Genomic DNA, 25,918 nt, shown 5'->3' on the forward strand with positions numbered 1-25,918 from the left:
TCGTTCGCAGACGCGAATTCAGGGATGAAAGGGGAAGCGAGCATGCACGGAGTGGTCAACTGGGCCGTACATTTCTTCATGCTCGACGAAGGTCCGCTCATTTGGCTGTCCGACTTCTTGATCATTTGTGCGTCGCTCGGCATCGTGGTGGTCCTCACCAAGTTCCGCTTGTGGAAGTGGCTCTGGGACGAGTGGCTCACGACGGTCGATCACAAGAAGATCGGCATCATGTACATGATCGCGGCCATCCTGATGCTGTTCCGCGGAGGCACGGACGGCCTCCTGATGCGCGCGCAGCTGGCGTGGCCGAACATGCACTTCCTGAGTGCGGATCACTATGATCAGATCTTCACCACGCACGGCACCATCATGATTCTGTTCATGGCGATGCCGGCGATTATCGGTTTCTTCAACGTGGCGGTTCCGCTCCAGATTGGTTGTCGAGACGTCGCGTTCCCGTACCTGAACGCCATTTCGTTCTGGCTGTTCTTCTTCGCGGCGCTGCTCTTCAACCTGTCCTTCGTCGTCGGCGGTTCGCCGGACGGCGGCTGGACCAGCTATCCGCCCTATGTCGAGAACCAGTTCGATCCGGGCCCCGGTGAGAACTACTACCTGGTGGCGCTGTCCATCACCGGTATCGGCACCATCGCGACCGGGATCAACTTCCTGGTGACGATTCTGCGGATGCGCGCGCCGGGCATGACGTTCATGCGCATGCCGATGTTCACCTGGTCCGTCTTCGTGACCTCCGTGATCATCCTGTTCGCGTTCCCGGTCCTCGCCGTGGCGCTGGCGCTGTTGCTCATCGATCGCGACTTTGGATCGCACTTCTTCACCGTGGACGGCGGCGGCGCGTCGATGCAGTACGTGAACCTGTTCTGGTTCTGGGGTCACCCGGAGGTGTACATCGTCATCCTGCCCATTTTCGGGCTCATGTCCGAGGTCATCAGCACGTTCTCGCACAAGCGGATTTTCGGGTATTCCGCCATGGTGGTGTCCATGGTGGCCATCGCCATCCTGAGCTTCGTGACCTGGGTGCACCACTTCTTCACCATGGGCGCAGGTCCGGGCGTCAACTCGTTCTTCGGCGTGTCGACGATGGCCATCGCCATTCCTACGGGCGTCAAGGTGTTCAACTGGATTTTCACCATGCACAAAGGGCGGCTGGAGTTTAAGACCGCGATGCTGTGGAGCCTGGGTGTCATTCCGAACTTCCTCATCGGCGGTCTCACGGGTGTGATGCTGGCCGTGCCGCCTGCAGACTACCAGTATCACAACTCGTACTTCCTGATCGCGCACTTCCACTACACGCTCATCGGCGGTACGGTGTTCGGCGTGTTCTCGGGCCTGTACTACTGGTGGCCGAAGATGTTTGGCGTGTTGCTCAACGAGAAGTTGGGGCGTTGGCATTTCTGGACGTTCATGATTGGGTTCAACATCTGCTTCTTCCCGCAGTTCTTCCTCGGCTTCATGGGGATGACGCGGCGGATGTACACGTATCCGGCTGGGTACGGCTGGGGCGTCGTGAACCTGATCTCGACCATCGGCGCCTTCCTGATGGGCGTGGCGTTCATCATCTTCGTCTACAACATCCTGTGGAGCGCGCGCTATGGCGAGCGCGACACGACGGGCGATCCGTGGGACGGCCGCACGCTCGAGTGGGCGACCACCTCGCCTGCGCCGCACTATAACTTCGCCATCATTCCGACGGTCAAGGGCCGCGACGCTTGGTGGCTGATGAAACAAAACGGCGAGTCCATCAACGGGCCGAAGGGCGTGCCGTTCCGCCCGATTCACATGCCGAACAACTCGGGCCGTCCGTTCATCATGAGCGCCCTGTTCTTCATCATGGGTGCGGGGTTCGTGTTCCAGTGGTGGATCTTGGCCATCATCGGCTTCGTGGGCGTGCTCATCTGCATGGCGCAGCGCTCGTTCGAGTATGACGACTCGCACTACATCCCGGTCGAGGAGATCGAAAAGACCGAGGCCGCGGCGGGGAGGTTGTAACGCATGTCGAATGCGAACACGGCGGTTCACGGGGAACATCACCCCGTGGACCCCAACGTTCCGCTCGAGTATCACGAGGAAGAAAACAGCCTGCGCATCACCGGCTTCTGGCTCTTCCTTGGCCAGGATATGATCCTGTTCTCGAGCCTGTTTGCGACGTACATCGTGATGCACGGGCGCGTCGCCGGCGGGCCCACGTCTCAGCAGCTGTTTGACGTCACAGGTTTCACGATTGAGACCATCGCCCTGTTGTTCTCGTCGTTCACCTGCGGTCTTGCCACGTATGAGATGCGGCGGGGTCATCGCAACGCCGTCATTGGCTGGATTCTCGTGACGATGGCGCTCGGACTTGTGTTCCTCGGCTTCGAGGTGACCGAGTTCATTCACGACGTCGGGATTGGGGCCACCCTTCAGCGCAGCGGATTTCTGTCCGCGTTCTACATCCTGGTGGGTACGCACGGAAGCCACGTGACCGTCGGTCTACTCTGGGTGACGTTGCTCATTTTCCAGCTGTTGCGCCGCGGCATCACGCCGGTGACAGCGCGCAAGGTGTTCTTGTGGAGCATTTACTGGCACTTCCTCGACGCCGTCTGGATTTTCATCTTTACGGTCGTATACCTCACCGGGAAGGTGATCTGACGTGGAAGCCAAGGAGCACAAGTTCCACCGCGAGGAGGGCTTCCCCTGGAAGCACATCCTCGGGCTGTTTTTGTCCCTGTTGCTGACGGCCATCGCATTCTGGCTGGCGCTTGCGACGCATCAGCCGCCGGCGCTCGTCATCACCATCATCGTCATCCTCGGCGTCGGGCAGCTCTTGGTTCAGCTGTACATGTTCATGCACTTCACCGAGAGTGACGATCGCGCCTGGCAGGTGCCGGCCATCTACTTCGGCCTGTTCATCGTGTTCTGCGTCGTCGGAGGATCCATCTGGATCATGACCTTCAAATCCATCGTGGCGTGATGTTCGGAGGGCCCGCGAGGGGGGTGAGAAGATGATCAGGAGCCGCGGTTTCGGCGTGTTTGTGTTCGTCGTCGCCATCCTGTCGGCGGTGCAGAACTTCATCGTGAACGGCATCGGCTTCCTCGACGCGTACACGGGCTCGGCGTTCGGATGCGGGCATGAGTGGTTCCTGTGCAATGGTCAGGTTCTGCCGAGCCTTCAGGCCCTCGAGAAGTCGCTCAGCATGTTTATCGAGTTCATGCACCGCGTGGGCGTGCCCATCCTCACGATTCTGCTGCTCGTGTCTGCGGTGGGGGCGTTGCTCCGGTATCGAGGATGGCGCGAGATCCAGCTTTTCGTGAGCCTGAGCATCTTCTTCGTCCTCCTCGAGGCGGTCCTCGGCGGGCTCGCAGTGGTGTACAATGAGCCGGCTTCGGTCATCGCGACGCATTTCGGCGTGTCGCTTTTGGCGTTTGCCTGCACCGTGCTCCTGGCCATCTATGTGCGCCGGGCCGAGCGCGTGTACGGCGAGTACCTGGCCACGGGCGTCAAGCTGCCACTGCGCGATCCGGCGCCGAGTGTCGGCTTTCGCTGGTTCGCCTGGCTTGGCGTTCCGATTCTCTATCTCGATATGTACATCGGCGCGTACATCTCGTCGAGCGGCGCAGGCGATGCGTTTCGCGGTCTGCCGTTTCCGACCGAGTCGGGGCTTTACAATTTCCATCACGCGCTGCTCCTCGATTGGGTGCATCGATCCTTCGCGCTGTTCCTGGTGCTCTGGATGATCGCGCTCGTGGCATGGACGAATCGGCTCAAGGGCGAGCGCCCGGACTTGTTCCGCGGCGCGGTGTTTGCCTTGGTGTTCGTCGTGCTGCAGGCGTTCTCGGGCGTATATCTCATTGCTTCGCACGTGAGCATCCAGGCGTTCATGTTGCACGTGTCCATTGTGTCCGGCCTGTTTGTGTCGCTCCTTTATGTGGCGTTTCAGTCCGTCCCTCCGTTTGTTCCGGCCGCAACCCGCGAAACGGTAGATGCGGGCCGGGAGCGAACGGCGCATTGAATTGCGTTTTGCAGAGCCTGCTGGTCGCCGTTTGGCGCCGGCGGGCTCTTTTTGACTTCGCGTTGGTCAAATGCGGCACTAGCCAAACGTGCAATGCAACCTCTAAACTAGGGGATTAGAGCGCGCGTGACACGCGGTGCATGTGTATGAAAGCCGGTTCTGGAGGTGGCTCGGTCGCATGACATCTCGTCTCATCCGCCTTGGATGCGCCGCGCTGGCTGCGGCCGCGTCGCTGGCCGTGTACCAGCCCGCGGTGCGAGCGGAACGCTCGACGTCGCCTCCGGTTGCGACCGAGTCGCTGATTCCTCGCGAAGACGTGTTGAATGTCCAGTCCGGTCCCATTCCCTACGTCGTCGGAGAAGACGCCTCCTCATGGCCTTCCATCGTGTCGCAGGCGGCCGTGGTGATGGACATGGACACGGGCGCCGTGGTCTACGCCAAACACTCCACCGCGCCTCACTATCCCGCCAGCATCACGAAGATCATGACGGCCCTCCTCGCCCTGCGGCTCGGGCATCTGACCGACGTGCTGACGGCGTCTACCGACGCGGTCCGCCAGCCGCCGGACAAGCTGTACATGCGCGCAGGCGAGAAGGCGACGCTGAAGGATCTGCTCTATGGCCTGCTGATTGATTCCGCCAACGATGCCGCGGTCGAGATCGCCGAGCGGTACGGCGGCAGCGTGGCCCATTTCGCGGACATGATGAACGCGGAAGCGCGGGCCCTCGGGGCGACCCATACGCATTTCGTGAACCCCAGCGGGCTGCCGGATCCGCGCCACGTCACCACCGCGTACGACATGGCCGTGATCGCGCGCGCGGCGATGCAGATCCCGGAGTTTCGCACCATTGTCGACACGCGTTCATTCGATTGGAAGGGAACGGCGTGGCAAGCAACGCTCACCAACTTAAACCGCATGCTGTTCACGTACCCCGGTGCCATCGGCGTCAAGACGGGATTTACGAGTGTAGCGCATGAGACGCTCGTCGTGGCCGCCACGCGCGGTGGCACGACGTTTCTGGCGGTGTTGATGGACTGCCCCACCGATGCGGAAATCCGCCAGGATGCCACGAACTTGCTGAATTACGCGTTTTTGCACGATGAGACCCAGCGCATTCTGCCCGCCGGGTACCGGGCGGGCTTTGTCTTGGCGCGCGACGGGGAGGATCCCGTCGTCACGTCGGAGCCGGTCCTCGCGACGGTGCCCATCGGCCACCCGCTGGACGTGATCGAGCGGGTGCGTGTGAGCGCGCCGCTCGATCGCGCCCCAAAGGGAGCCGCGGCGGGAGAGCTGGATCTTGTCGACGCCGCCACGGGAAGGAAGCTTGGTTCCGTGCCGCTGGTCCTGGCGGCGCCGTTCGAGCCGGTTCCGAAGCCCATTCCGTGGCCTCGGCTCGCCGCGCCGGCCGCCGCGGTGATCTTGATGGCGGCGCTCGTCCTTGGCTGGAGACGGCGAAGGCGATCCCGCATGGCACCGCGGGCTCGCGTCGTGCGCGTCCAGCCGTGGCAGGAGTCCTGGCAGAGCGCGCGGCGGGGCCGCAGGTAGGGGGCTCGTCACAGCAGGACGCGCGCGATGGCCACGCCGTCAAACATCGGCAGGAGCGTGCTCACGAGCCGCGGGTCCTCGAACAATCTGCGGTGAAGTTCCCTGAGCGCGACGGGCGTGGGGCTTTGGGCCGACGGATCGAAGACGCGATCTCGCCCGAACGCGTTGTCAAAGACGATGAGGCCGCCCGGGTACAGGAGATCGAGCACAAGGTCGAGATAGCGCGGATAGCTCGGCTTGTCGGCATCGACAAAGGCGAGATCGAATCTCTGCCCTTCCGCGCGCAGGCGAGCCAGCGTCTCTGCGGCGTTGCCCAGCGCGATCTCGACGCGATCGCCCAGTCCCGCGGCTTCGATGTGGTGCCTGGCGAGATCGGCATGCTCGGGGCGAGACTCGAGCGTGATGAGCCGCGCGCCGGGGCGGAGGCCGCGCGCGATGCAGATGGCGCTGTAGCCGGCGTATGTGCCGATCTCGAGCGCGGCGCCCGCGCTCATGGCGAGTTGCGTGAGGAATCGGCCGAGCGCCTGCGAGACGCACATGTCCGGCCACCCGCGCTGCAAGAGCGCGCGCCGGATGGCGTCGCGGGCGGGATCGGGAGGCAGGATGGTTTCGATGTACTGCTCGCGATAGCGAGCTTCGGACAAGGTGATTCCCTCCTTCGCATACGATGCGAGTGTACGCGCTTCGAATGCCACTGTCACGTCGGAGCGAACGCGCACCGTCCCTCGCGCGTCTATCAGTTGGTGCGGATGCGCTTTCGGATTAGAATGTTGTTGATTGCGCGGTGGGCGCGGCCGAGGCCGCTGCCCAATCACAGGCCTTTCCAGGCCGAAATGGGTGAAAACGCAGAATGGACGAGCGTAGACCAACGCGCACACGTCGGGAGAAGCAGCCGAAGGGCCCAAGTCCGCGCAAGCCGCGCCGGGGCCTGCGCGCGCTCCTGTACGTGGCGTTTACCCTGGTGTTTGGTTACGTGTCCACAGTGCTGTGGATCTTCGAGGGTCCGTTTACGAATTTGAAGAAGTACATCATCGAGAGCGTGGATCAGACCCGTCACGCGTATTTGCTGCGGCCCATGTCGCTCTTCTTGGTGTCGGAGGCGACCATCAAGAAGTACGCGCTGCCGGACAACCTGAGCGGGCCGACCATCCCCATCCAGGACATCCAGCGGCGCGACTTCAGCCACATCAACGATCCGACCGTGCAGATGATCACGCTGCACGAGCCGACGTTCAACGCCTTCATCCTCTTGGTCAAAGACCCGAAGCGCATCCGCGTGGTGGCGACCAAATACTTGCACGTGCGCGGCGAGACCGTCATGCAGATGGTGCAGGATTCTGGCGCCATCGCGGGGATCAACGCCGGCGGCTTTGTCGACACCAACTGGCAGGGTACCGGCGCGTATCCGCAGGGGATCACCATCACGGACGGGAAGCTCGTCTCCATGACGGGATCGCCCAGTCAGCCGCAGCCGGTGATTGCCTTCACCAAGGAGGGCCAGATGATTGCGGGGACGTACTCGCTCAACCAGCTGCGCTCGCTCGACGTGTGGCAGTGCGTCGGGTTTGGGCCAGTGCTCGTGGAAAACGGCAAGCCGACGGTGTCGGCAGAGAACTACGCGGTGAATCCCCGCACGGCCATTGGGCAGACGAAGGACGGCACCGTCATCCTGCTCGTGACGGACGGGCGGTATGCCACGGGGCCGAACGACGTCGGCGCGAGCTTTGCGGATGTCGCGCGAATCATGCTGCAGTTCCACGCGGATATCGCCGCAAATCTGGACGGCGGATCGTCCGCCACGTTCGTCTACAAAGGGCGCATGTGGAACCGGCCCGTCGACATCCTCGGCGCCCGCGCGGTGGCCACGTCCATCGTGGTGATGCCGGAAGGCGGTGGCAAGCGTGGCTAACCGCGTGTGGCCGAAACTTGTGGGCATCGCAGCCGTGATCACGGCGCTGCAGTTGCCCCTCTTCTACCACTACAATCGCCTGCTCGGATCGAGCGCCAATGCGGTGGACAACATCACCGTGTCGCCGGCGCAGGAGCAGGCGGAACAGAAGGAGATCTCGGCGCTCAAACAGCAGTATCGGTTTGTCACCGTGTCGGCGGACGGCCAGTACGTGGCGTATCTGGACTCAAAAAACGTGCTGCACGTCATGGACCTGGCGAGCCAACAGGCACTGTGCGCGGCGAATAACCCTTACACCGTCCAGTACGTCGAATGGATCGAGGACGAGCGGCTGTTTGTCGGCGAAGAGGTTCAGCCGGGCGATCTCGAGCTGAAGACGGTCGACGTGCCGAGCGGCGTGCAGACCATCGTCACGCGCTTCGAAGGGCTGCCGGCGGACGCCTCGTTCACGAAGATCACCTTCAGCACGTACACGAACGACATCTACATCCTCATCAACAGCGGCACGTCGAGCTCGCTCTATCATATCGGCACGATGAGCAACGTCTCGCTCGTGCCGACGGGCGGGCGGTATATTAAAAACATCGCCATCACGCAGACCGGGAGCAAGCTATACTTCGAGGATTACGCGGACGGAAGCTTCAACGTCCTGTCGCTTGACGATCAGGGCACGATTCGCCTCATCAAGCGCGACGCGGCGCTCGTCGCGGTGGTGGGGAACACGCTCTACTACGGCGACATCAACAGCCAGGGCCTGGTCACGGCCGTCTACCGGTACAATGCCGCCACGGGCGCCTCCACGCTCGTCAAGACGCTGGCGGCGCCGACCTTGGCGGCGAACATCGAGGTCACCGACAGCGGCGCCGTCCAGGTGAATGCGCCCACCTGACGCATCGAGCGAAGCGTCAGGCGGGGCGATGTTCGGTGTACACCTTGGCCGGGTACGCCTCCCGCAGCCGCGCCATCTGCGCGTCCGTGAGCGGCGGAAGCGCGCCCGCCTCCGCGTTTTCGCGCAGCTGCTCCATCCGCGATGCGCCGGGGATGGCGCAGCACACGGCGCGGGGCGCCACGGAAAACTGGATGGCCGTCTGGGCCGGCGTTCGATCCGGCGCAACCTCCCGCAAGATTTCCGGCGCGCGGGCGAGATCGGCCGCCCCGTAGCCGAGATACTGGTCATCCGGTTTCGGCGCCTTCTTGCCGGTGAGCCACCCGCTCGCCACGGGCCCTCGCGCAATGACGCCCACGCCCTTCGCCTCGATCTCCGGAAACCACTCCTCCGGCCGCCGGTCCAACAGGCTGTACTGCATCATGATGGTCGCGATGTTGGAGCCATTCAGGTAGCGGCGGATGACGTTCGGCCGGATCGACGAGATGCCGTAGGCGCGGATGACGCCCTTCTCGACGAACCGCTCCATCAGCGCGACGATCTCGTCGAACGGATCGTCCATCGTGCCGCCGTGCAACTGGTACAAGTCGATGTAGTCCGTGCGCAGGCGGCGCAGGCTGGCCTCAATCGCCCGCTCGATGTAGGCGGGCGACGGATCCCAGGTCCACCCGGGCTTGCCGGGCTCAAACCGGTTTCCGACCTTGGTGGCGATGACGACGCGCTGGCGCACGGGCGCAAGCGCCTCGCCGACCACCTCCTCGTTCATCCCCTGCCCGTACAGATCCGCGGTGTCGAACAAGGTGATGCCGCGATCGACGGCCTCGCGGATGATGCGAACGGCCTCGGCCCTGTCGGTCGGCAGGGTCATGCAGCCGAGGCCCACTTCGCTGATGGCGATGCCGCTCCGTCCAAGTACGGCTGTACGCATGTCAAATCCCCCCTCACACGCGCATCTCGTCAGTCTGCATAGGCCATCTCGAGCACCGCGCGGTAGTCGCTCACCGCCATCGGGCGCGGATTGCTCGGCGTCGAGGTGTTCTCGTACGCGAGCTCCGCCAACCGGTCGAAGTCCGACGGCCTCACGCCCGGCAGATCCCGCAGTTTCGGGATGTCGAGGCTCTCGAGCCAAGTCCGAAGCCCCGCAAGGAGCGCTTCCGCCGCGCGCTCGGCGCCATCTTCCTCGCGCGCCAGCCCCATGGCCCGCGCGATCCAGGCGTACGGCTCCACCGCGCAGGGGAGGTTGTAACGAAGCGTCGGCAAAAGCATCACCGCGTTCGCCAACCCGTGCGGCGTTTCGTACAGACTGCCCAGGGCCTCGGCCAAGCAGTGCACGGAGGCCACATCCGTCGATCCGAACGCGAGACCCGCGAGCAGGCTGCCGAGCAGCATGTCGTGCCGCGAGGCCGGATCGCCTGCCTTGATGGCCTTCGGGAGGGCGCGGTAGATGAGGCCGAGCGCCTCCCGCGCGTAGGCCCGCGCGATGGGGTGCGCTCCCTTGCACGTCGACCCTTCAATGGCGTGCACGAGCGCGTCGACGCCGGTGTGAGCCGTCACGTCGGGCGGGAGGCTTGCGGTCAGGGTCGGATCGCACACAGCGAGGGGTGGGCGCAGGTACTCGTGCTTCAGGGTGAGCTTTCGGTGTGTCCCGCGTTCCGTGATGACGGCCGATCTCGTCACCTCCGATCCCGTCCCAGCGGTGGTGGGCACGGCGCAGACGGGCGCAGGCGGACCGTATGGCCGTCTGTTGAGCGCGTAGTCGCTCGGCGTGCCGCCCTGGCGCGCGAGGAGCGCGATGGCCTTGCCCGCGTCCAGGCTGCTGCCGCCGCCCACGGCCACGACGCCGTCTGCGCGGTGCTCGAAGAAGGCGCCTCGACCTGCGAGGCAGACGGTTTCGTCCGGATTGGGTCGAACCTCGGCGAACACCCGGGGCACAAAGCCCGCGCGAGAGAGAAGGCCCGCGATGCGATCCGCCACACCGGCCCGCACCAGCCCCGGATCCGTCACGATGAGCAGCCGCCGCCCAAACCCTCGCGCCACGAGGTGCTCGGGAAGGTGTTCGACGGCACCGTCGCCAAATTCGATGTGCGTCTGAATGGAGTAGGAGAACATCAGGCTCGTCCCTTCGTCATTCCGCATAGATCATTTTGATGGTCATGCCGCCGTCCACCACGAAGTTTTGACCGGTGATGAACGAGGCGCCATCCGAGGCCAGGAACCGGCACACTTCCGTGATGTCCTCGGGTCGGCCGACGCGCCCCACCGGGTGCTGGGCGTGATCGATGGGGCGCAGATCGGGCACCGTGCGGAGCGAAGACTTCTTCCACTCGGACACCTCGATCCACCCAGGAGAGATGGCGTTGACGCGCACCTCCGGTCCGAGGCTCACGGCCAGGGCGTGCGTGAGTGCCAACACGCCGCCTTTGGAGGCGGAATACGGCTCCGTGTTGGGCTCCGACATCAGCGCCCGCGTGGAGGCGATGTTGACGATGCTCCCGCGCGTCTTGCGAAGGAGCGGCGCGGCGTGCTTGGCCATGAGAAACGGCCCGCGCAGGTTGACCGCGAGGATGCGATCCCACACTTCGACAGGGAGTTCCTCCACGGGAACGCCCGGGAAGCCGAGTCCCGCGTTGTTGACGACGAGATCGAGCCGCGAAAATGCCTCCTCGACCTCGCGAATGAGCGACTGCACCGACGATTCGTCCGCCACATCGGTCTGCACGAACCGGGTCGGCGCCCTGCCTTCGCCGCCGGCCAGTTCCGCTTCCGCCTCGCGGCCAGCTTCCTCGTCCACCTCCGCGATGACGACCTGCCAGCCGTCCTCCCAGAAGGCTTTCGCGATGGCGCGGCCGATGCCCTGGCCGCCGCCTGTCACAATGGCCACACGCGTGTCCACAACGTTCACCTTCTTTGCGAACTCGGTTTCTCTTTCACCATAGCGCAGAACGAGGCGCGTTCAAAGAGATGGGGATGGGGCGGGGAGTGGCCGGGGACAAAAACATCCTCCTGACGCGACTCGTCAGGAGGATGCGGGTGGCGGGCGGCGGGCGGAGGACGTGCGTCCCGTCAACGCCCGAGATACGAATACAGCAGGCCCGCCGCTTGACCCGGGGTGTACACGATGTAGAGCAGGATGAACACCACAAGGCCGGTGGCTGCGGTCACGAACCATGTCAAGAGTGTCCAGGGCGCGATTTTGCGGTGACGCGAGAAGCGCGCGCGCGATGCGTACACGAGCGTGATGATCCCGAGGATGGCCGCCACCGTCGCGAGTACGGAGTGAACCTGGAGAAAGCCGTAGTAGAACGGGCGCACGGACTTCGGCCCGCCGAACTCGTTGTCGCCCAAAAGCACCGTCTTCAGCGCGTAGATGATGAAAAAGAGCGCCGCAAACACAACGCCTCGGAGCATCCACCGCCGATGCACCCGGACGCGGTGATGCCGGATGTGGACCCAACCCACGATGAAACAGGCCACGCTGATCAAAATGCAGGCCTCATTGATGTACGAAAACACGATGGCCAGCACGCGTCTCACCTCGCCATTCTGCGCGTATTGTAGCACGCCGGACTTGGACGCGCATCTTCGCGCCGACACGCGCCTTGGAGGACGCGAACATGTGTCAGCGTTCGTTCGGAATCCAACGGGAGGGTCGAAGCTCGTGTTCTGCATAGAAGAATTTACGTGAGAGCACCTGCTGTACCACGGTGACAAGACGAAGCGCCTGGCGCATAATCAATTCAGGAAGTTCACCAACACAAAGGGCGGTCTGTCAGATGTATGTGGTGCATTCGACGATTCAGGTTCCGATGGAGTGGATTGACGACGTGATTGCATTGTACAGGCAGCGTTCTCGCCTGGTGGACCATTGGCCTGGCTTTGTGTCTTTTGCGTTACTGCAGAATGAGCATCGGACGGGCGAGCTGACCATACAGTTGGTGTGGCAGTCAAAGGCTCACTATCTGGCGTGGGTGCAGAGCGACGACTTTCGCCGCGTGCATGAGAGGGAGGAAGCGCTCGTTGCACAAGGATTTCCCCACCCTCGCCCCCTTGTCCGCAAGTACGAGGTGGTGGCGACGTGATCGACCCGGAGGTTTTGCGCTGGGCCGAGTCCGTCGTCGAGGCCATGTATGCGGATCATGCTTGGCTCTACGAGCGATATGGACCTCGCGGGCGCGACAAGTGCCTGGAGGACAATTTGCATCACATTCGTCACTTGCGCACGTGTTATGAACTGAGAGATACGCAGTTTTTTACAGATTATACGCTGTGGTTGGACGGGATTTTGCGGGCGCGCGGAATGGAAACCGAGCATCTGCTGGACAACTTTCTGCGGATGCTCGATGCGCTTGGCTCGTTTCAGTCGCTTGACGCCGAAGAACGTCAATGGTATGCGTCCTGCCTTCAGAAAGGCATTGAGAGGCTTCGTGCCAGACAGGAGGGGTAGGAGTGTCGCAGCCTCACGATTTGATGCGTGTACCACTATACGTCGTCGGGATTGGCGCGTCAGCCGGCGGGCTCGAAGCGCTGACGAACCTGTTTGACAAACTGGCGCCCGATACCGGCATGGCTTTTGTGGTCATTCAACATCTGTCTCCCAACTATCGCAGCTTTATGGCGGAATTGCTGGGGGCTCACACGTCGATGCCCGTGCTCCAGGCGGAGGACGGGATGCCGCTTGAGCCAAATAGGGTGTATCTGAATCCGCCGCGCAAAAATGTCTTTGTCGATGCCGGACGGCTAGTGGTTCAGGATCACCTCACAGTCAAGGGGGAACTGCATCTTCCGATTGATGGCTGTCTGCAATCCATCGCGGAGTACGCAGGGGACCGGGCCGTGGCGGTCATTCTTTCCGGCACGGGGAGCGATGGCTCGCGCGGAATCGTGCGTGTAAAACAGCGGGGAGGTCGTGTGTTCGTCCAAGACGAAACGGCGAAGTTTGACGGCATGCCGAAAAGCGCTGTCGCCACCGGTACCGTGGACGCTGTCCTCTCCCCGGACGCCATCGCCAAAGAACTGGAACGCATCGCGCGCGGAGAACAGTCCGTTTCGACTTTCTCCCCCCCGTCCGTGACTATCGAGGATGACGGCCACGAAGAGTTGGATGACGCGCGGTACCAGGAGCTTCTTGAAATCCTGAAATCCTCCACAGGCATTGACTACACCGTGTACAAGCGAGACGGCGTCATCCGGCGGCTGCGTAGACGCATGGGCATTGAAAATATTTCGGATGTAAATCACTATTTTGAGGCTCTGCGCCAAAATCCGGATGCCGTCGAGGCGCTGCACAAGGATCTACTCATCGGTGTGACGCGATTTTTCCGAGATCCGCAGGCGTTTCAGGTCATTTACCAGGACGTGCTGCCCCAAATCTTCGCCAATCGTCAAACAGAGCGGGAGGTGAGGGTGTGGGTCGCAGGATGCTCGACTGGAGAAGAGGCGTATTCCCTCGCGATTCTCATCCAAGAATTCATGGAATCGATTGGGCAGATCTACAACGTCAAAATCTTTGCCACTGACCTCGATCGCGACGCCGTTGCCTTTGCCTCCAATGGTGTCTACGGAACCGAGATTCAGAACGATGTCAGCGCTGAGCGTCTGCGCAAGTTCTTCGTGCCCTGTGAGCGGGGCTACCGCGTGAAGCCGGATATTCGCAAGATGATCATCTTCGCGCCGCACAATATCACCAAGGATCCGCCTTTCATCAACACGGATCTCATCTCGTGTCGCAACATGATCATCTACCTGCGGCGAGAGATTCAGGAGAAGGTCCTAAGTCTCTTTCACTTTGCGCTGCACCCGAAGGGATTCCTATTCTTGGGCCCAAGTGAGAGCATTGGGAGAATGTCAAATTCGTTTGTACCGATAAATACAAAATGGAATATCTATCAACACCAGGGGGCGTCTTGCGCGAACCGGCGGCCGATCATTCCGCCGGTCACGGTTCCCGTCAAGTCTGCCAGCCTACCGGCTTCTCACATGGTGGAGCGGCGGGTGGATGCAGACTCTTGGGCTTCGTCCCGACAGGCGGACCCTCATACGGACGAGCTTTACCGCGTGTTCGTGGAGGAACATTTTCCGCCTTGTATCGTTCTCGATGAAAAGAACGACGTGGTGTCGATGCACGGTGACGTCAACCGGTATCTCTCGCTCGCGAGTGGTCGGCCCAGCAACCATATTCACAAGATGTTTCCACCCTCCATTTCGGTCGCCATTGCCACCGGTGTGAGCAAGCTGAAGAAGGGCAGCCGCGAAGTGATTTACGATCGCGTCAAGGTGAACGACTCGCCCGACTCCGCAACCGTGACGCTCGTCATCCGGCAGCTCTCGGACAGGCTTAATCGCTTCCGATCGCACGCCCTTGTCATGTTTCGAGAGCCGGAGCCGCTTGAGGCTGTCGTTTACGCTGGGGACGACGTGTCTTCGACTGTGAGCCAACGCGTCATCGAGTTGGAGCGGGAGCTCCAGATGTACCAGGAGAAGTTGCAGGTGACCGTGGAGGAACTCGAGACCTCAAATGAAGAGCTCCAGGCCACCAACGAAGAGATTGTCGCGGCGAATGAAGAACTTCAGTCGACCAACGAAGAGCTCCATTCGGTGAATGAAGAACTCTTGACCATTAACGCGGAATATCAGTTGAACATCCAACAGCTGACCGAGCTGACAAACGATCTCGACAATTTTCTCGCGAGCACGGAAATCGGCACGCTGTTCCTGGAACGGGAACTGAAGGTCAAGCGGTTTACGCCTGCCTTGACGAAGGAGTTTCATTTGCTCGACATCGACGTGGGGCGGCCCATCACACATATTTCGCATCGGCTCGAGTATGACGAGATGATCGACGATGCCAAGAGCGTTCTCGCCAACGGGGAGCCCATCGAGCGAGAGGTCCATTCGAAGTCCGGGGCCTGGTATGCGGTGCGTGTTCTGCCGTACCACACACCCGAGCAGGCGGTGAAGGGCGTCGTATTCACCTTCGTGGACATCACCAAGATCAAGAAGATGAATGAAGAGCTTCGTAAGCTTTCCTATGCGGTGGAACAGAGCCCGTCGATTGTCGTCATTACGGATACGGAGGGCCGGATCGAGTACGTGAATCCCAAGTTCTGCGCGTGCACTGGTTCTTCGGTCGAGGAAGCGCTCGGCAGGCATCTGCGCGACCTCAACGAATGGGCGGAGCAGAATCTATCGTTTGACGACGTGTGGTCGAATTTGCAGGCGGGCGAAAGGTGGACAGGAGAGGTCCCGAGTCGGCGCAAGGACGGAACCCTTTACTGGGAGCAACTTTCCATTGTCCCCATTCTGGATGAAACGGGACGCATCATTCATTACTTGAAGGTGGCGGAGGATGTGACCGAGTTTCGATACACGGAGGAGTTGCTCCGCAAGTCGGAAATGCTGTCCGCGGTCGGAGAGCTGGCTGCTGGAATTGCCCATGAGATTCGGAATCCGTTGACCGCGCTGAAGGGATTCACGAAGCTCATTCTGAGCGGTTCGCACAGCGACTCGTACTTGGAAATCATGCGAGGCGAGTTGGATCGAATTGAGACCATTGTAAACGAGCTTCTGGTGTTGTCAAAGCCGCAGGCGGTGCACATTCAGCGTCGCAATTTCGCCGATATCCTGCGTGATGTGGTGATGTTACTCGAGACACAGGCGTTGTTAACACACGTCGATATCGAACTCCGCATACCCGACGAGCCTATTGAAATCCTGTGTGTGGAGAATCAGCTGAAACAGGTGTTCATCAACCTGTTGAAAAATGCCATCGAGGCCATGCCCAACGGGGGCACCATCGAGGTCACGGTGGAGCGGGACGGTGATCACGTCGTCATCCGGGTACGGGACGAGGGCGTTGGGATCCCGCAGGATAAAATGAAAAAACTGGGTGAACCATTCTACACTACAAAGGACAAAGGCACAGGGCTCGGCCTGATGGTCAGCTTTAAAATTGTAGAGCAGCACGGCGGGATAATTCGTTATGAGAGCAAAGAGGGCGAGGGCACGACCGTCACCGTTCGATTGCCGCTGGACATGAATTCGAAGGCGCGGGGCCTTACACCGGGGGACTTGAACCCAGGGACCGTTTACGCTTGACAATCCGGGCAGGGGGCATCGGACGCCGCCCTGCCTGCCGGATGACTCAGGGGCGCTGGTGCAGCAAGTGAACTGTGCCGGAGGAGCGTTTCTGTTCCTGCGCCACGAGTGTGCGCAGGCTGTCAAGCTCTTTCAGCACGAGTTCCGCATAGACGCCTCGTCCGCGTTCAATCAGATCAGCGTGCAAGAGCCCGACGAGCTCTTCAATGGTGTGGATGGAGTGGGTCACGTGCTCCCAGACGGTAGGCCTGGAACGGGAGATATCCGCCACGTTTGCTCCCGGTTTTGTTTCTAGGCGCCTTTCGAGTCGCGAAACAGACTCCAACACCTCGTTCAAGTCCGACTGACGGGGGACACACACGATGTAGCCTAGCATGTCTTGGCCCTGACCGCGCCAGCGCTGAAACACGTCGAACAGGCCAATGCCATTCGGCGTCAGAAAATTGAGTTCAACTTTCATGCCGGACATTGCCGGTCGCACGAAGCGTCTGAGCTTATCCTGACTGCCGACATCAACCATGTCGAGAAGGTTTGCCTTCTTTGCGAAGGCTGAGCGTGCGGTCTCAGAGGCTTCAATCACAGCGTACTGTTCCGTGATGGCGAATGTGGGAATCGGAAGGTGGTCCAGTGCGTTCATCGGTCTTTGGCTCCCCAGTGCGACGATGATGGCATCGCGCGCTGCTGGTTCATCCACGCTTGCAGTTGCATGATGTCTGTGATGATGAAGGTCTTCGGCCCCACGTACGGACGGAGGTCGTAGGACTGGGCGAGTCGTCCTCCGACGAGGATCTGTGGCCTGTGTGCAAGGGACTCCAGCGCATGAATATACGATCTCAACTTCGGCAAATGGTAGACCATCGTGACAGAGATGCCAACGATGTCAGGATGCCATCGGAGCGCGGCAAGCCGCGCGTATTCTAGGGAGAGATTCCTGCCGTACAGTCGAGTTTCGTAGCCGGCCTCTTCAAAGGCGGCTGCCACCATCTTCAGGCCGAGATCATGCGCTTCGCCTTCTACGCAAAACAGCATCACCCTGCTGCGCCGCGAGGGCGTATCAGGCTTCTGCAAGTGCGTGTCGCGGTATCGCGCAACCAGCCGCTCGCAAATTGTGGATGCAAGATGCTCGTCCGCCACGGAAATTGCGTTTATTTCCCAAAGAGTTCCAATATGAACCATCGCATTGCGCAGCAGAACATCGAAGACATAGGTGCTGTTCGCACCGCTTTGGATATACGCTTGAATCACACCCCACGCCCGCTCCTCGTCTCCATCGAGAAGGGATTCGACGAGCTTGAGAATTTGATACATCAAGCTGTCCACCTTTCCTCCTCTCGGCGAGCGAGCGCAATCCGCCTTGGGGACAAGCAACTGGCATAAGCATACGTCCGCGGAGGATCGCAGATCAATAGCGCATTTTGTCGAAATCGCCACGTGCGTTCAGCGATGCTTCAGATTGGGCTGCGGTAAGGCCACCGTGAACGTCTAGGCATGGCGCTGGGCCGCGGCCGCAGCGAGGCGGCCCAGCAGATTGATTTCCATCTTTTGTATAGGGTGGCCGCGAGGTCAAGCTCGCGGTGGCGGACAACGGCGTCGGCATTCCCAAGGTGCATCATCCCCACGTGTTTGAGCGATTCTATCGCGTCGACGAGGCGCGATCGCGCGCGAAAGGCGGCGCGGGCCTCGGGCTCGCCATCTGCAAGGCGATTGTGGAGGCGCACGGCGGTCGCATGGAGTGGGAGAGCGAGCCCGGCGAAGGTGCCGTATTCACGGTGACGTTACCCGTCGCGGGGCCGGATGGAGATGGAGCATAGGAGGGGTGGGCATGGAAGTCCAGGTGACGGATGCGGCGAAATCGCGGCTGGTGGCCATGGGCGTGCCGGAAGGCAGTCGGCTTCGGCTGAAGGCCGACATCGAGGCGCACGTGAGTTGTGCTTGCCAGATGGATATTCACATGATTGCCGACGGGGCGCCGCCGCTCGCCGTGTCGCTGGAGTATGACGTGCGCGTGGACGAGGAGGCGCAACAGCTGTTGGGCGATGAACAGCCGCTCGTGCTCGACTACGTCCCCTTGAGCGGCCTGGTGCTGCGCTCGCCGCACGAGACGCTCGCGCACAACATCCAGGTGGAGGCGTGAACGGCGGGGCGCTGGCGAGGCGCCCCGCCCGATGTCAATACGCCGTCCAGCCCGCGTCGGCGATCACGACGGCGTGTTTCGAAGCCGTGTACGCCGCCCCGGCGCGGGAGCCAAACAGGCCGCCGACCGATGCGATGTTCACGATGGCGCCGCGCCCTTTGTCCATCATGAGGGGCAGGGCCTTGCGAATGGCGCGCATCGGCCCCGTGACATTGACCGCAAAGACGCGTTCCCACAACTCGTCCGTGACCTCATGAGCTGCTTTCATGCCGTCCATAATGCCCGCGTTGTTGACGAGGATGTCGATCCCGCCGAACACGTCCACGGCGCGCTGAATCATGCCGTCCACATCGTCCGCCGACGCCACGTTGGCGACACAGGTCTCGACGCGGCCACCTGCGCTGCGGATTTCGTCGGCGACCGATGCCAGACCTTCGGCGGCGATGTCGGCCGCGAGCACGCGCGCGCCCTCCTTCGCAAACAGGACGGCCATCGCGCGGCCCATACCTGACGCCGCGCCGGTGATGACAGCGACGCGACTTTCTAGGCGCAAGAAGAAGACCTCCTTTATGCATGAAAAATGTTTATCCTTGAAAACATTCGCAGTCGCGCGAGGGAATCCTGCGAGAGAAGGAGCAGCGGTGCGCGACAGCATGGCCAGGAAGCAGTTACCGCGCGTGAACACGAAAAAATCCGCGCAAGGGTGCGCGGATTTTTGGGCTTGAGTGGTCGGAATGACAGGACTCGAACCTGCGACCTCACGGTCCCGAACCGTGCGCTCTACCACCTGAGCTACATTCCGTCGCCTTGACGCCTCAAAGCGGACAGGATTGAATATAGCAGAGGGCACATTCATCGTCAAGGACTTTTTGTGGAAATTCGACGTCTGAGATGCCTTCCATCAGACAAGCTCCCCAAATGCGTATACGCTGTTGGCGAGTGAGCCGTATTGCCAATCGCGATGCAAAAGCTTTCCTCGTGGCGGATCTCCACCAGCACCCATCGCGTAAAATAGCGGGATCAAGTGCTCCACGCCCCACGACGGCGCGGCCCAATCCGCATACGGCGCCTCTTCGCGGTAGGCAAACAGCGCATCGATGTCCCCTTCGGAGATGCGCGATTCGAGCCAGCGCTCGAACGCCTCCGCCCAGCCTTCCGGCTGGCCGTCCTCCCGGTTCCAGTGAAGCATACGCAGGTTGTGCACCGTCGCACCGCTTCCAATGATCAAAACGCTCTCTTGTCGCAGGGGCGCGAGCGCTCGGCCAATTTGGAACTGATGTTCCGGGCGAAGCGCCGGATCGACGGACATCGAGACGACGGGGATGGACACATCCGGGAAGACGCGAGACAGAATCGTCCAGACGCCGTGGTCGAAACCGCGGGCCGGGTCCAGGCGCGCTTCGATCCCGGCGCTCACGAGAAGTTCTTGGATTCGAATGGCCAGCGCTGGGTCTCCTGGGGCCGGATATCGGATCTGGTACAGCGCCTCTGGGAAGCCGTAGAAGTCGTGGATTGTGTCGGGTTGAGGCGATGCCGAGATGGTCTGACATCCTTCGGTCCAGTGGGCGCTGAACACGACGATAGAGCGCGGAACAGGGAGATCGCGCGACAACTGATCCAGGTAACGTCCGTAGACACTGTCCTCGATCGCCACCATCGGGGAACCGTGGGCGATAAACAGGCTTGGCATTTCGCGCGTCATAAGGCTACTTCTCTCCTTGTGGGAGGAATTTTTCCTCTCCGTTCAGAATGGAATGCAGATACGCCTGATTGCCATGGGAGGGGACGATGTTTTACCAGACGATTGACGATGATTTGAGGCTTCGGCTGTTGGAACCCAGAGATGCCGACGCCTTGTTCCGACTGCTGGACGAGTCGCGCGCCTACCTGCGCGAGTGGTTGCCGTTTCTGGATGCCAACCAGAGTTCGGAGGAGACGCGAGCCTTTATTCTGTCGGGCCTCCAACGATATGCGGCGCAGAACGGCGCAGAGATTGGCCTGTGGTACCGTGGCGAGATCGCCGGTGTGCTCGGGTTGCACTACATCGATTGGGCCAATCGATCGACGAGCCTCGGCTATTGGCTGGGCGAGCGATATCAGGGCAAAGGCATCATGACCCGAGCTTGCAGGGCCGTGATCGACATTCTGTTTCGCGAATACGGCCTGAACCGCGTGGAGATCCGCGCCGCCACAGGCAACCACAAGAGCCGGGCCGTCGCGGAAAGGCTCGGTTTCCAGTACGAAGGCTGCAAACGACAAGCCGAGTGGCTGTACGATCACTACGTCGATCACGCCGTGTACAGCATGCTCGCGGGAGAATGGCCAAGCTTGCAAGCCCGGTGACGCCAGGCGCCTACCAAACCTTCCGCATCTCGATCTCGTCGTGCAGCGGAATGCCATCGAGGCCGAGGCGCGGAATCGACGGCTTTCGCTTCCGCGCCTTGGGAGGGTGAGTCAGGGAAGGCTCCATGAGGTTCATCACTCCTCGTCACCGGCCTCTGATGCGAACACGTGATCGCGTTCGTTGGACAGACCTGCTATACTGATCAATAACACAACGGTGCGTGCAAAGGGTGATGGATGGTGGCCACGGCGGGAGCGAGCGACATCCTGAAGGGGCTCAACGAAAAGCAGCGGGAGGCGGTCACAGCGACCGACGGGCCGGTGCTCGTCATCGCCGGCGCGGGTAGCGGCAAGACGAGCGTGCTGACGCGGCGAATTGCGTACCTCATCGCCGAGCGCCGCGTGCCGCCGTGGGCCATTCTCGCCATCACGTTCACGAACAAGGCGGCGCGGGAGATGGAAGAGCGGATTGAACGCCTAGTGGGGCCTGTCGCCTCCGACATCTGGACGTCGACCTTTCACGCCATGTGCGCGCGCATTCTGCGGCGCGACATTCATCACCTGGGGTACACGTCGGCGTTCACCGTGCTCGACGCCGCGGATCAGGTCTCTCTCGTCCGCCGCCTGATGCAGGAGATGAACATCGACGTGCGGAAGTTCGAGCCGCGAGCCGTGCTGCACGCCATCAGCCAGCACAAGAACGAGCTGCGTTCGGCCGAGAAGGCGCTCGATCTTGCCGGATCGCCGTACGACAAGATGGTGGGCGACGTGTACCTGGCGTATGAGAGGCGGCTGCGCGAAAATCAGGCGCTCGATTTCGACGACCTCCTCGTGAAGACGGTCGAGCTCTTCCGCAAGGTGCCGGATGTCCTCGCGTATTATCAGCATCGGTTCAGCCATATCCATGTCGATGAGTACCAGGACACCAACCACGCCCAATACGTCCTGGTCAAGCTGCTCGCCGAGCGGCGCCGCAACCTGTGCGTCGTCGGCGATTCGGATCAGTCCATCTACGGCTGGCGGGGAGCCGACATCCGCAACATCCTCGAGTTCCAGAGGGATTACCCGGATGCGCGCGTCATCCGGCTCGAGCAAAACTACCGCTCCACCGGGCGCATCCTCCGCATCGCGAACCAGGTCATCCAGCACAATCAGATGCGGCTCGAGAAGAACCTCTGGACGGATCGGGGCGAAGGCGAGAAGGCGAAGCTGTTCGTCGCGCCGGACGAGCGCGTGGAGGCCGATTGGGTGGCGGACGAAATTGCGCGGATGGTGGCCAATGGGCGAGAGTATCGCGACGTGGCCATCCTGTACCGCACCAATGCCCAGTCCCGCGTGCTGGAAGAGGCGTTTCTGCAGCGCGGGATTCCGTACCGCATTTACGGAGGCCTTCGGTTTTACGAGCGGCGCGAGGTGAAGGACGTGATCGCCTATTTGCGCCTCATCGCCAATCCGAACGACGATGTGTCGTTCCTTCGCGTGGTCAACGTGCCGAAGCGCGGCATCGGCGACACGACGCTCGAGAAGTTGGCGGAATACGCGCGGCATCGCGGCACCTCACTTTTTGAGGCGGCGCTCCACGCCCTCGAAGCGGGCATTTCGAAGAAGGCGGCGTCCGCGCTTCAGTCGTTCGTGGAGCTGATTCAGACCCTCCAGCTCCAGCGCGCCTTTCTGCCGCTGACGGATCTCACGGACGAGCTTTTGGATCGGTCGGGCTATCGCGAAGCCCTTCGCGCCGAGCGGAGCCTGGAGGCCGAGAACCGTCTGGAGAATCTCGACGAGTTTCTGTCCCTGACGCGCGAGTTTGACGAAGACGGCGTGCCGGACGGCGAGATGGGCGCGCTGGAACAGTTCCTCACGCATGTGGCGCTCGTGTCGGACGCGGATCTCCCCGGCGGGCGGCCAGGCCGTCGCGAGGATCTGGACGAAGTGTCCATGATGACGCTTCACGCCGCAAAGGGGCTCGAGTTTCCGGTGGTGTTCCTCGTGGGCCTGGAGGAGGGCGTGTTCCCGCACCGGCGGGCGCTCGACGGTGGCGAGGAACTCGAGGAGGAGCGCAGGCTCTGCTACGTCGGTATCACGCGCGCAATGGAGCGGCTGTACCTGACCACGTGCCGATCCCGCATGTTGTTCGGCGAGCGGCGCTCGTTCACCCCATCCCGCTTTTTATCTGAGATGCCGGCGTCGGACATCGAGCGCGCGGGCGAGGAGGACGCGATGTTCGGGTGGGGCTGGCGCGACGCGCGCGCGGGGGTGCGCGCGCCGGCCCACGCGGTGGCCGATGCGGCGTCCGGGCCGCGGATGAGCGTGCCGAGATCGTTTGGCGCGGACCTCTCCGTGCCGTACGAGCCGGGCGATCTCGTCGAGCACCGCAAGTGGGGGCGCGGCGTGATCGTCGCCAAGTCGGGCGAGGGCGAATCGCTGGAACTCGTCGTGCGCTTCGAAGACCCCATCGGCGAGAAGCGGCTGTTTGCCAAGTTCGCGCCGATTCACAAGGTGGATCCCTAAGCGGATTCAAGCATCCCATGCAGTGCGTGATCAGGAGTGTGATGCGTGTCGTGGACGCCAAATCGGCCCTGTCCCTGGAAGAAGCGCGTGCGCGCGCCAAAGTGCTCCGGGAACAAATCGAATATCACAATCGAAAGTACTACCTGGAGGACAATCCGGAGATCTCCGACGCGGAGTGGGACGCGCTGATGCGGGATCTCATCGAGCTTGAGCGCAAGTACCCAGAGCTCGTCGATCCGGCCTCGCCCACGCAGCGTGTGGGCGCCCCGGCGCTCGAGGGATTCGCCAAGGTCGTGCACGAGGTGCCCATGCTGTCGCTCGCAAACGCGTATTCGACGGAGGATCTGCTCGACTGGGATCGCCGCGTGCGACAGGCGGTGGGCGACGACGTCCGCTACGTGTGCGAGCTCAAGGTCGACGGCTTGGCCGTGGCGCTTCGCTACCAGGACGGCCGGCTCGTGCTCGGTGCAACGCGCGGCGACGGATCGGTCGGGGAGGACATCACGGCCAACATTCGCACCATTCGCAACGTGCCGCTTGAACTTTCGGAACCCGTGTCGCTCGAGGTGCGAGGCGAGGCGTACATGCCAAAGCGCGAGTTCATGCGGCTCAACGAGCTTCGCGAGCAGCAGGGCGAGCCGCTTTTCGCCAATCCGCGCAACGCGGCCGCCGGATCGCTGCGCCAGCTCGATCCGGCCGTGGCCGCGAGCCGGAGGCTCGGCGTGATCGTGTACCAGTTGGTGCGCGCCGAGGCGCACGGGTGTGAGACGCACAGCCAGGCGCTGGATTACGTGGCCCGCCTCGGCCTGCCCGCGCATCGCGAGCGGCACGTGTGCGCGAACATCGAGGACGTGATCGCGTACATCGAGGCGTGGGCGGACAAGCGGCACGAACTGCCGTACGCGACGGACGGCATGGTGGTGAAGGTCGACTCCCTCGCGCTGCAGGCGCGCCTCGGCGCCACCGCAAAGAGCCCGCGCTGGGCCATTGCGTACAAATACGCGGCGGAGCAGGCGGAGACCACGCTTCGCGCCATCGAGTTGAACGTCGGCCGCACGGGTGTAGTCACACCGACGGCTGTGTTCGATCCCGTCCAGCTCGCGGGCACCACGGTCTCGAGGGCGTCGCTGCACAACGAGGACTTGGTGCGCGAGAAGGACATCCGCGTGGGCGACGTCATTGTTGTGCAGAAGGCGGGGGACATCATTCCCGAGGTCATTCGATCGCTGCCCGAGCGGCGCACCGAGCCGCTGCCCGAATTTCGCATGCCGGAGACGTGCCCGCAGTGCGGATCGCGGCTCGTGCGGCTCGACGGCGAGGTGGCGTGGCGCTGCATCAACCCCGACTGCCCGGCTCTCCTGCGCGAGGGGCTCATCCACTTCTGTTCGCGCGACGCGATGAACATCGAGGGCCTCGGCGAGCAGTGGATCACGGTGCTTCTGGACCGCGGGTTGGTACGGACGCACGCGGATTTGTATCGCCTCCGAAAGGCCGATCTCGTCCAACTGGACCGGATGGGGGATAAGCTCGCGGATAAACTGTTGCACAACATCCAGGAGAGCAAGCGGAACTCGCTCGAGCGCCTCTTGTTTGGACTCGGCATCCGGCACGTGGGCGAGAAGGCGGCGAAGACGTTGGCGGAACACTTCGTCACCATCGACGCGCTGATGTCCGCGAGCGAGGAGGACTTGATGGCGGTCCCCGACATCGGCCCCAAAGTCGCGCAGAGCATCCGCCAGTACTTCGATACGCCACGGGTGAGGCAGCTGATTCAGGAGTTGAAAGACCTGGGCGTGAACATGACCTACCTCGGCCCGCAGAAGGTGTCGGACGGCCCACTCGCCGGAAAGACGGTGGTATTGACCGGCGTGCTTCAGGCGGCGGATCGAAAGCAGGCGACGGCGTGGATCGAGCAGATGGGTGGCAAGGTCGCCTCGAGTGTCAGCGCGAAGACGGACGTGCTCATCGCGGGGGACAAGGCGGGATCGAAGCTCGCCAAGGCGCAGGAGATCCTGCGGAATCACCCGGACGCAAAGCTCGAGATCTGGGATGAGGCGGCGTTTCTGCGCCTGGTGGACGAGGCGGGGTTGCGCTGACTCCGGGGAGCGAAAAAGTGGGCTGGCAGGTTGCCAGCCCGAGGTTGAGGATGGGTTGCGGTGTTCGTCCCCGACATGCTGCCTTTCGCCGCGCCTCGGCCATCCGTTCTCCCGCCGCATCGGTGGCCACGCGATGGAGGCGCCTGCCTCGACGCCGCGGACAACCGCCGTGTGCGGAGGCGGTTCACCGATGGGGGCCGCCGCGGACATCGGTGAAGTCGCCCCGGCGCGCACGCTTGTGCTAAACGCGTCCTGCGATTGCCCCGGCACCTTGATCATGCCTCGAAGTATGCGATAAGGGAAATACGTGTTTTGTATATCATTGATAAACGATTTCTTATCATATCTGTCATCTTCCTGTAACCAAGTGGCGGTATACTCTCCTTGCACACCGC

23 protein-coding genes, 1 tRNA gene and 1 pseudogene are annotated in these 25,918 nt (G+C 62.0%); 15 read left to right on the top strand and 10 right to left on the bottom strand.

Annotated elements, in window-relative coordinates; genetic code table 11:
• Nucleotides 1–42: 42 nt before the first annotated feature.
• From qoxB to AACI_RS03360, 5 genes are all read left to right on the top strand, one after another.
• Complete coding sequence (qoxB, locus tag AACI_RS03340; RefSeq protein ID WP_012810068.1) at nucleotides 43–2,007, top strand: cytochrome aa3 quinol oxidase subunit I; 1,965 nt, start codon at nucleotides 43–45, stop codon at nucleotides 2,005–2,007.
• A gap of 3 nt (nucleotides 2,008–2,010) precedes the next feature.
• The gene (locus AACI_RS03345; protein ID WP_008338610.1) at nucleotides 2,011–2,646 is read left to right on the top strand and encodes a cytochrome (ubi)quinol oxidase subunit III; all 636 of its coding nucleotides are present in this window, start codon (nucleotides 2,011–2,013) and stop codon (nucleotides 2,644–2,646) included.
• Between the two features lies 1 nt (nucleotide 2,647).
• Nucleotides 2,648–2,968: a cytochrome aa3 quinol oxidase subunit IV gene (qoxD, locus tag AACI_RS03350; RefSeq protein ID WP_008338599.1), complete on the top strand. Its 321-nt coding sequence runs from the start codon at nucleotides 2,648–2,650 to the stop codon at nucleotides 2,966–2,968.
• 31 nt (nucleotides 2,969–2,999) lie between these two features.
• A complete protein-coding gene (locus AACI_RS03355) occupies nucleotides 3,000–4,007 on the top strand; it encodes a COX15/CtaA family protein (protein ID WP_012810069.1) in 1,008 nt (335 codons plus the stop codon).
• Nucleotides 4,008–4,185: 178 nt separating this feature from the next.
• Complete coding sequence (locus AACI_RS03360; RefSeq protein WP_012810070.1) at nucleotides 4,186–5,553, top strand: D-alanyl-D-alanine carboxypeptidase family protein; 1,368 nt, start codon at nucleotides 4,186–4,188, stop codon at nucleotides 5,551–5,553.
• Nucleotides 5,554–5,561: 8 nt separating this feature from the next.
• Here the strand turns inward: AACI_RS03360 and AACI_RS03365 are convergent, their stop codons facing one another.
• The gene (locus AACI_RS03365; protein ID WP_012810071.1) at nucleotides 5,562–6,197 is read right to left on the bottom strand and encodes an O-methyltransferase; all 636 of its coding nucleotides are present in this window, start codon (nucleotides 6,195–6,197) and stop codon (nucleotides 5,562–5,564) included.
• Between the two features lie 206 nt (nucleotides 6,198–6,403).
• Between AACI_RS03365 and AACI_RS03370 the strand changes: the two genes are divergently transcribed.
• The gene (locus AACI_RS03370; protein WP_012810072.1) at nucleotides 6,404–7,462 is read left to right on the top strand and encodes a phosphodiester glycosidase family protein; all 1,059 of its coding nucleotides are present in this window, start codon (nucleotides 6,404–6,406) and stop codon (nucleotides 7,460–7,462) included.
• Nucleotides 7,455–8,351 carry a hypothetical protein gene (locus AACI_RS03375; RefSeq protein ID WP_012810073.1) on the top strand — a complete coding sequence of 299 codons (897 nt, stop codon included), beginning with the start codon at nucleotides 7,455–7,457 and terminating at the stop codon, nucleotides 8,349–8,351. The genes AACI_RS03370 and AACI_RS03375 overlap by 8 nt, the downstream gene beginning before the upstream one ends.
• A gap of 16 nt (nucleotides 8,352–8,367) precedes the next feature.
• Here AACI_RS03375 and AACI_RS03380 read toward each other — a convergent pair whose 3' ends face one another.
• From AACI_RS03380 to AACI_RS03395, 4 genes are all read right to left on the bottom strand, one after another.
• Entirely contained in the window at nucleotides 8,368–9,276 is a 909-nt protein-coding gene (locus AACI_RS03380) for an aldo/keto reductase (protein WP_012810074.1), read from the bottom strand.
• Nucleotides 9,277–9,305: 29 nt separating this feature from the next.
• Nucleotides 9,306–10,484, bottom strand: a complete 1,179-nt coding sequence (locus AACI_RS03385) for an iron-containing alcohol dehydrogenase family protein (RefSeq protein WP_148213726.1) — start codon at nucleotides 10,482–10,484, stop codon at nucleotides 9,306–9,308.
• On the bottom strand, nucleotides 10,474–11,241 hold the full coding sequence (locus AACI_RS03390; RefSeq protein WP_012810076.1) for a glucose 1-dehydrogenase: 768 nt from the start codon (nucleotides 11,239–11,241) through the stop codon (nucleotides 10,474–10,476). The genes AACI_RS03385 and AACI_RS03390 overlap by 11 nt, the downstream gene beginning before the upstream one ends.
• 170 nt (nucleotides 11,242–11,411) lie before the next feature.
• On the bottom strand, nucleotides 11,412–11,909 hold the full coding sequence (locus AACI_RS03395) for a DUF420 domain-containing protein (RefSeq protein ID WP_245530693.1): 498 nt from the start codon (nucleotides 11,907–11,909) through the stop codon (nucleotides 11,412–11,414).
• Nucleotides 11,910–12,121: 212 nt separating this feature from the next.
• On the opposite strand from AACI_RS03395, the gene AACI_RS03400 reads away from it, so the two are divergent.
• Genes AACI_RS03400 through AACI_RS03410 form a run of 3 tightly spaced genes read left to right on the top strand, consistent with a single transcriptional unit; the run spans nucleotide 12,122 to nucleotide 16,442 of the window.
• Nucleotides 12,122–12,427: an antibiotic biosynthesis monooxygenase family protein gene (locus tag AACI_RS03400; protein ID WP_012810078.1), complete on the top strand. Its 306-nt coding sequence runs from the start codon at nucleotides 12,122–12,124 to the stop codon at nucleotides 12,425–12,427.
• A complete protein-coding gene (locus AACI_RS03405; protein WP_012810079.1) occupies nucleotides 12,424–12,792 on the top strand; it encodes a hypothetical protein in 369 nt (122 codons plus the stop codon). The genes AACI_RS03400 and AACI_RS03405 overlap by 4 nt, the downstream gene beginning before the upstream one ends.
• Before the next feature lie 2 nt (nucleotides 12,793–12,794).
• A complete protein-coding gene (locus AACI_RS03410) occupies nucleotides 12,795–16,442 on the top strand; it encodes a chemotaxis protein CheB (protein ID WP_012810080.1) in 3,648 nt (1,215 codons plus the stop codon).
• Nucleotides 16,443–16,488: 46 nt separating this feature from the next.
• Here the strand turns inward: AACI_RS03410 and AACI_RS03415 are convergent, their stop codons facing one another.
• Both AACI_RS03415 and AACI_RS03420 read right to left on the bottom strand, forming a co-directional pair.
• A complete protein-coding gene (locus AACI_RS03415; protein WP_012810081.1) occupies nucleotides 16,489–17,079 on the bottom strand; it encodes a hypothetical protein in 591 nt (196 codons plus the stop codon).
• Nucleotides 17,076–17,750 carry a cobalamin B12-binding domain-containing protein gene (locus AACI_RS03420; RefSeq protein ID WP_012810082.1) on the bottom strand — a complete coding sequence of 225 codons (675 nt, stop codon included), beginning with the start codon at nucleotides 17,748–17,750 and terminating at the stop codon, nucleotides 17,076–17,078. Before AACI_RS03420 ends, AACI_RS03415 begins: the two co-directional genes overlap by 4 nt.
• A gap of 263 nt (nucleotides 17,751–18,013) precedes the next feature.
• Here AACI_RS03420 and AACI_RS03425 point away from each other — a divergent pair.
• Together AACI_RS03425 and AACI_RS03430 are read left to right on the top strand one after the other, a co-directional pair.
• A pseudogene (locus AACI_RS03425) lies at nucleotides 18,014–18,253 on the top strand (sensor histidine kinase); the annotation flags it as partial.
• 11 nt (nucleotides 18,254–18,264) lie between these two features.
• Complete coding sequence (locus AACI_RS03430; protein WP_012810083.1) at nucleotides 18,265–18,576, top strand: iron-sulfur cluster biosynthesis family protein; 312 nt, start codon at nucleotides 18,265–18,267, stop codon at nucleotides 18,574–18,576.
• A gap of 34 nt (nucleotides 18,577–18,610) precedes the next feature.
• Here the strand turns inward: AACI_RS03430 and AACI_RS03435 are convergent, their stop codons facing one another.
• From AACI_RS03435 to AACI_RS03445, 3 genes are all read right to left on the bottom strand, one after another.
• A complete protein-coding gene (locus AACI_RS03435) occupies nucleotides 18,611–19,129 on the bottom strand; it encodes an SDR family NAD(P)-dependent oxidoreductase (protein ID WP_012810084.1) in 519 nt (172 codons plus the stop codon).
• Nucleotides 19,130–19,302: 173 nt separating this feature from the next.
• A tRNA-Pro gene (locus AACI_RS03440) sits at nucleotides 19,303–19,378 on the bottom strand.
• Nucleotides 19,379–19,477: 99 nt separating this feature from the next.
• Entirely contained in the window at nucleotides 19,478–20,278 is an 801-nt protein-coding gene (locus AACI_RS03445) for a dioxygenase family protein (RefSeq protein ID WP_012810085.1), read from the bottom strand.
• Between the two features lie 86 nt (nucleotides 20,279–20,364).
• Here AACI_RS03445 and AACI_RS03450 point away from each other — a divergent pair, with 86 nt between their 5' ends.
• The 3 genes from AACI_RS03450 (at nucleotide 20,365) to ligA (ending at nucleotide 25,523) form a co-directional block, all read left to right on the top strand.
• Entirely contained in the window at nucleotides 20,365–20,919 is a 555-nt protein-coding gene (locus AACI_RS03450; RefSeq protein ID WP_012810086.1) for a GNAT family N-acetyltransferase, read from the top strand.
• A gap of 237 nt (nucleotides 20,920–21,156) precedes the next feature.
• A complete protein-coding gene (pcrA, locus tag AACI_RS03455; protein ID WP_012810088.1) occupies nucleotides 21,157–23,427 on the top strand; it encodes a DNA helicase PcrA in 2,271 nt (756 codons plus the stop codon).
• 41 nt (nucleotides 23,428–23,468) lie between these two features.
• A complete protein-coding gene (gene ligA / locus AACI_RS03460) occupies nucleotides 23,469–25,523 on the top strand; it encodes an NAD-dependent DNA ligase LigA (RefSeq protein ID WP_012810089.1) in 2,055 nt (684 codons plus the stop codon).
• Nucleotides 25,524–25,918 lie beyond the last annotated feature (395 nt).

The organism is Alicyclobacillus acidocaldarius subsp. acidocaldarius DSM 446, from assembly GCF_000024285.1.
In the GTDB taxonomy this organism is placed as follows: Bacteria; Bacillota; Bacilli; order Alicyclobacillales; family Alicyclobacillaceae; genus Alicyclobacillus; species Alicyclobacillus acidocaldarius.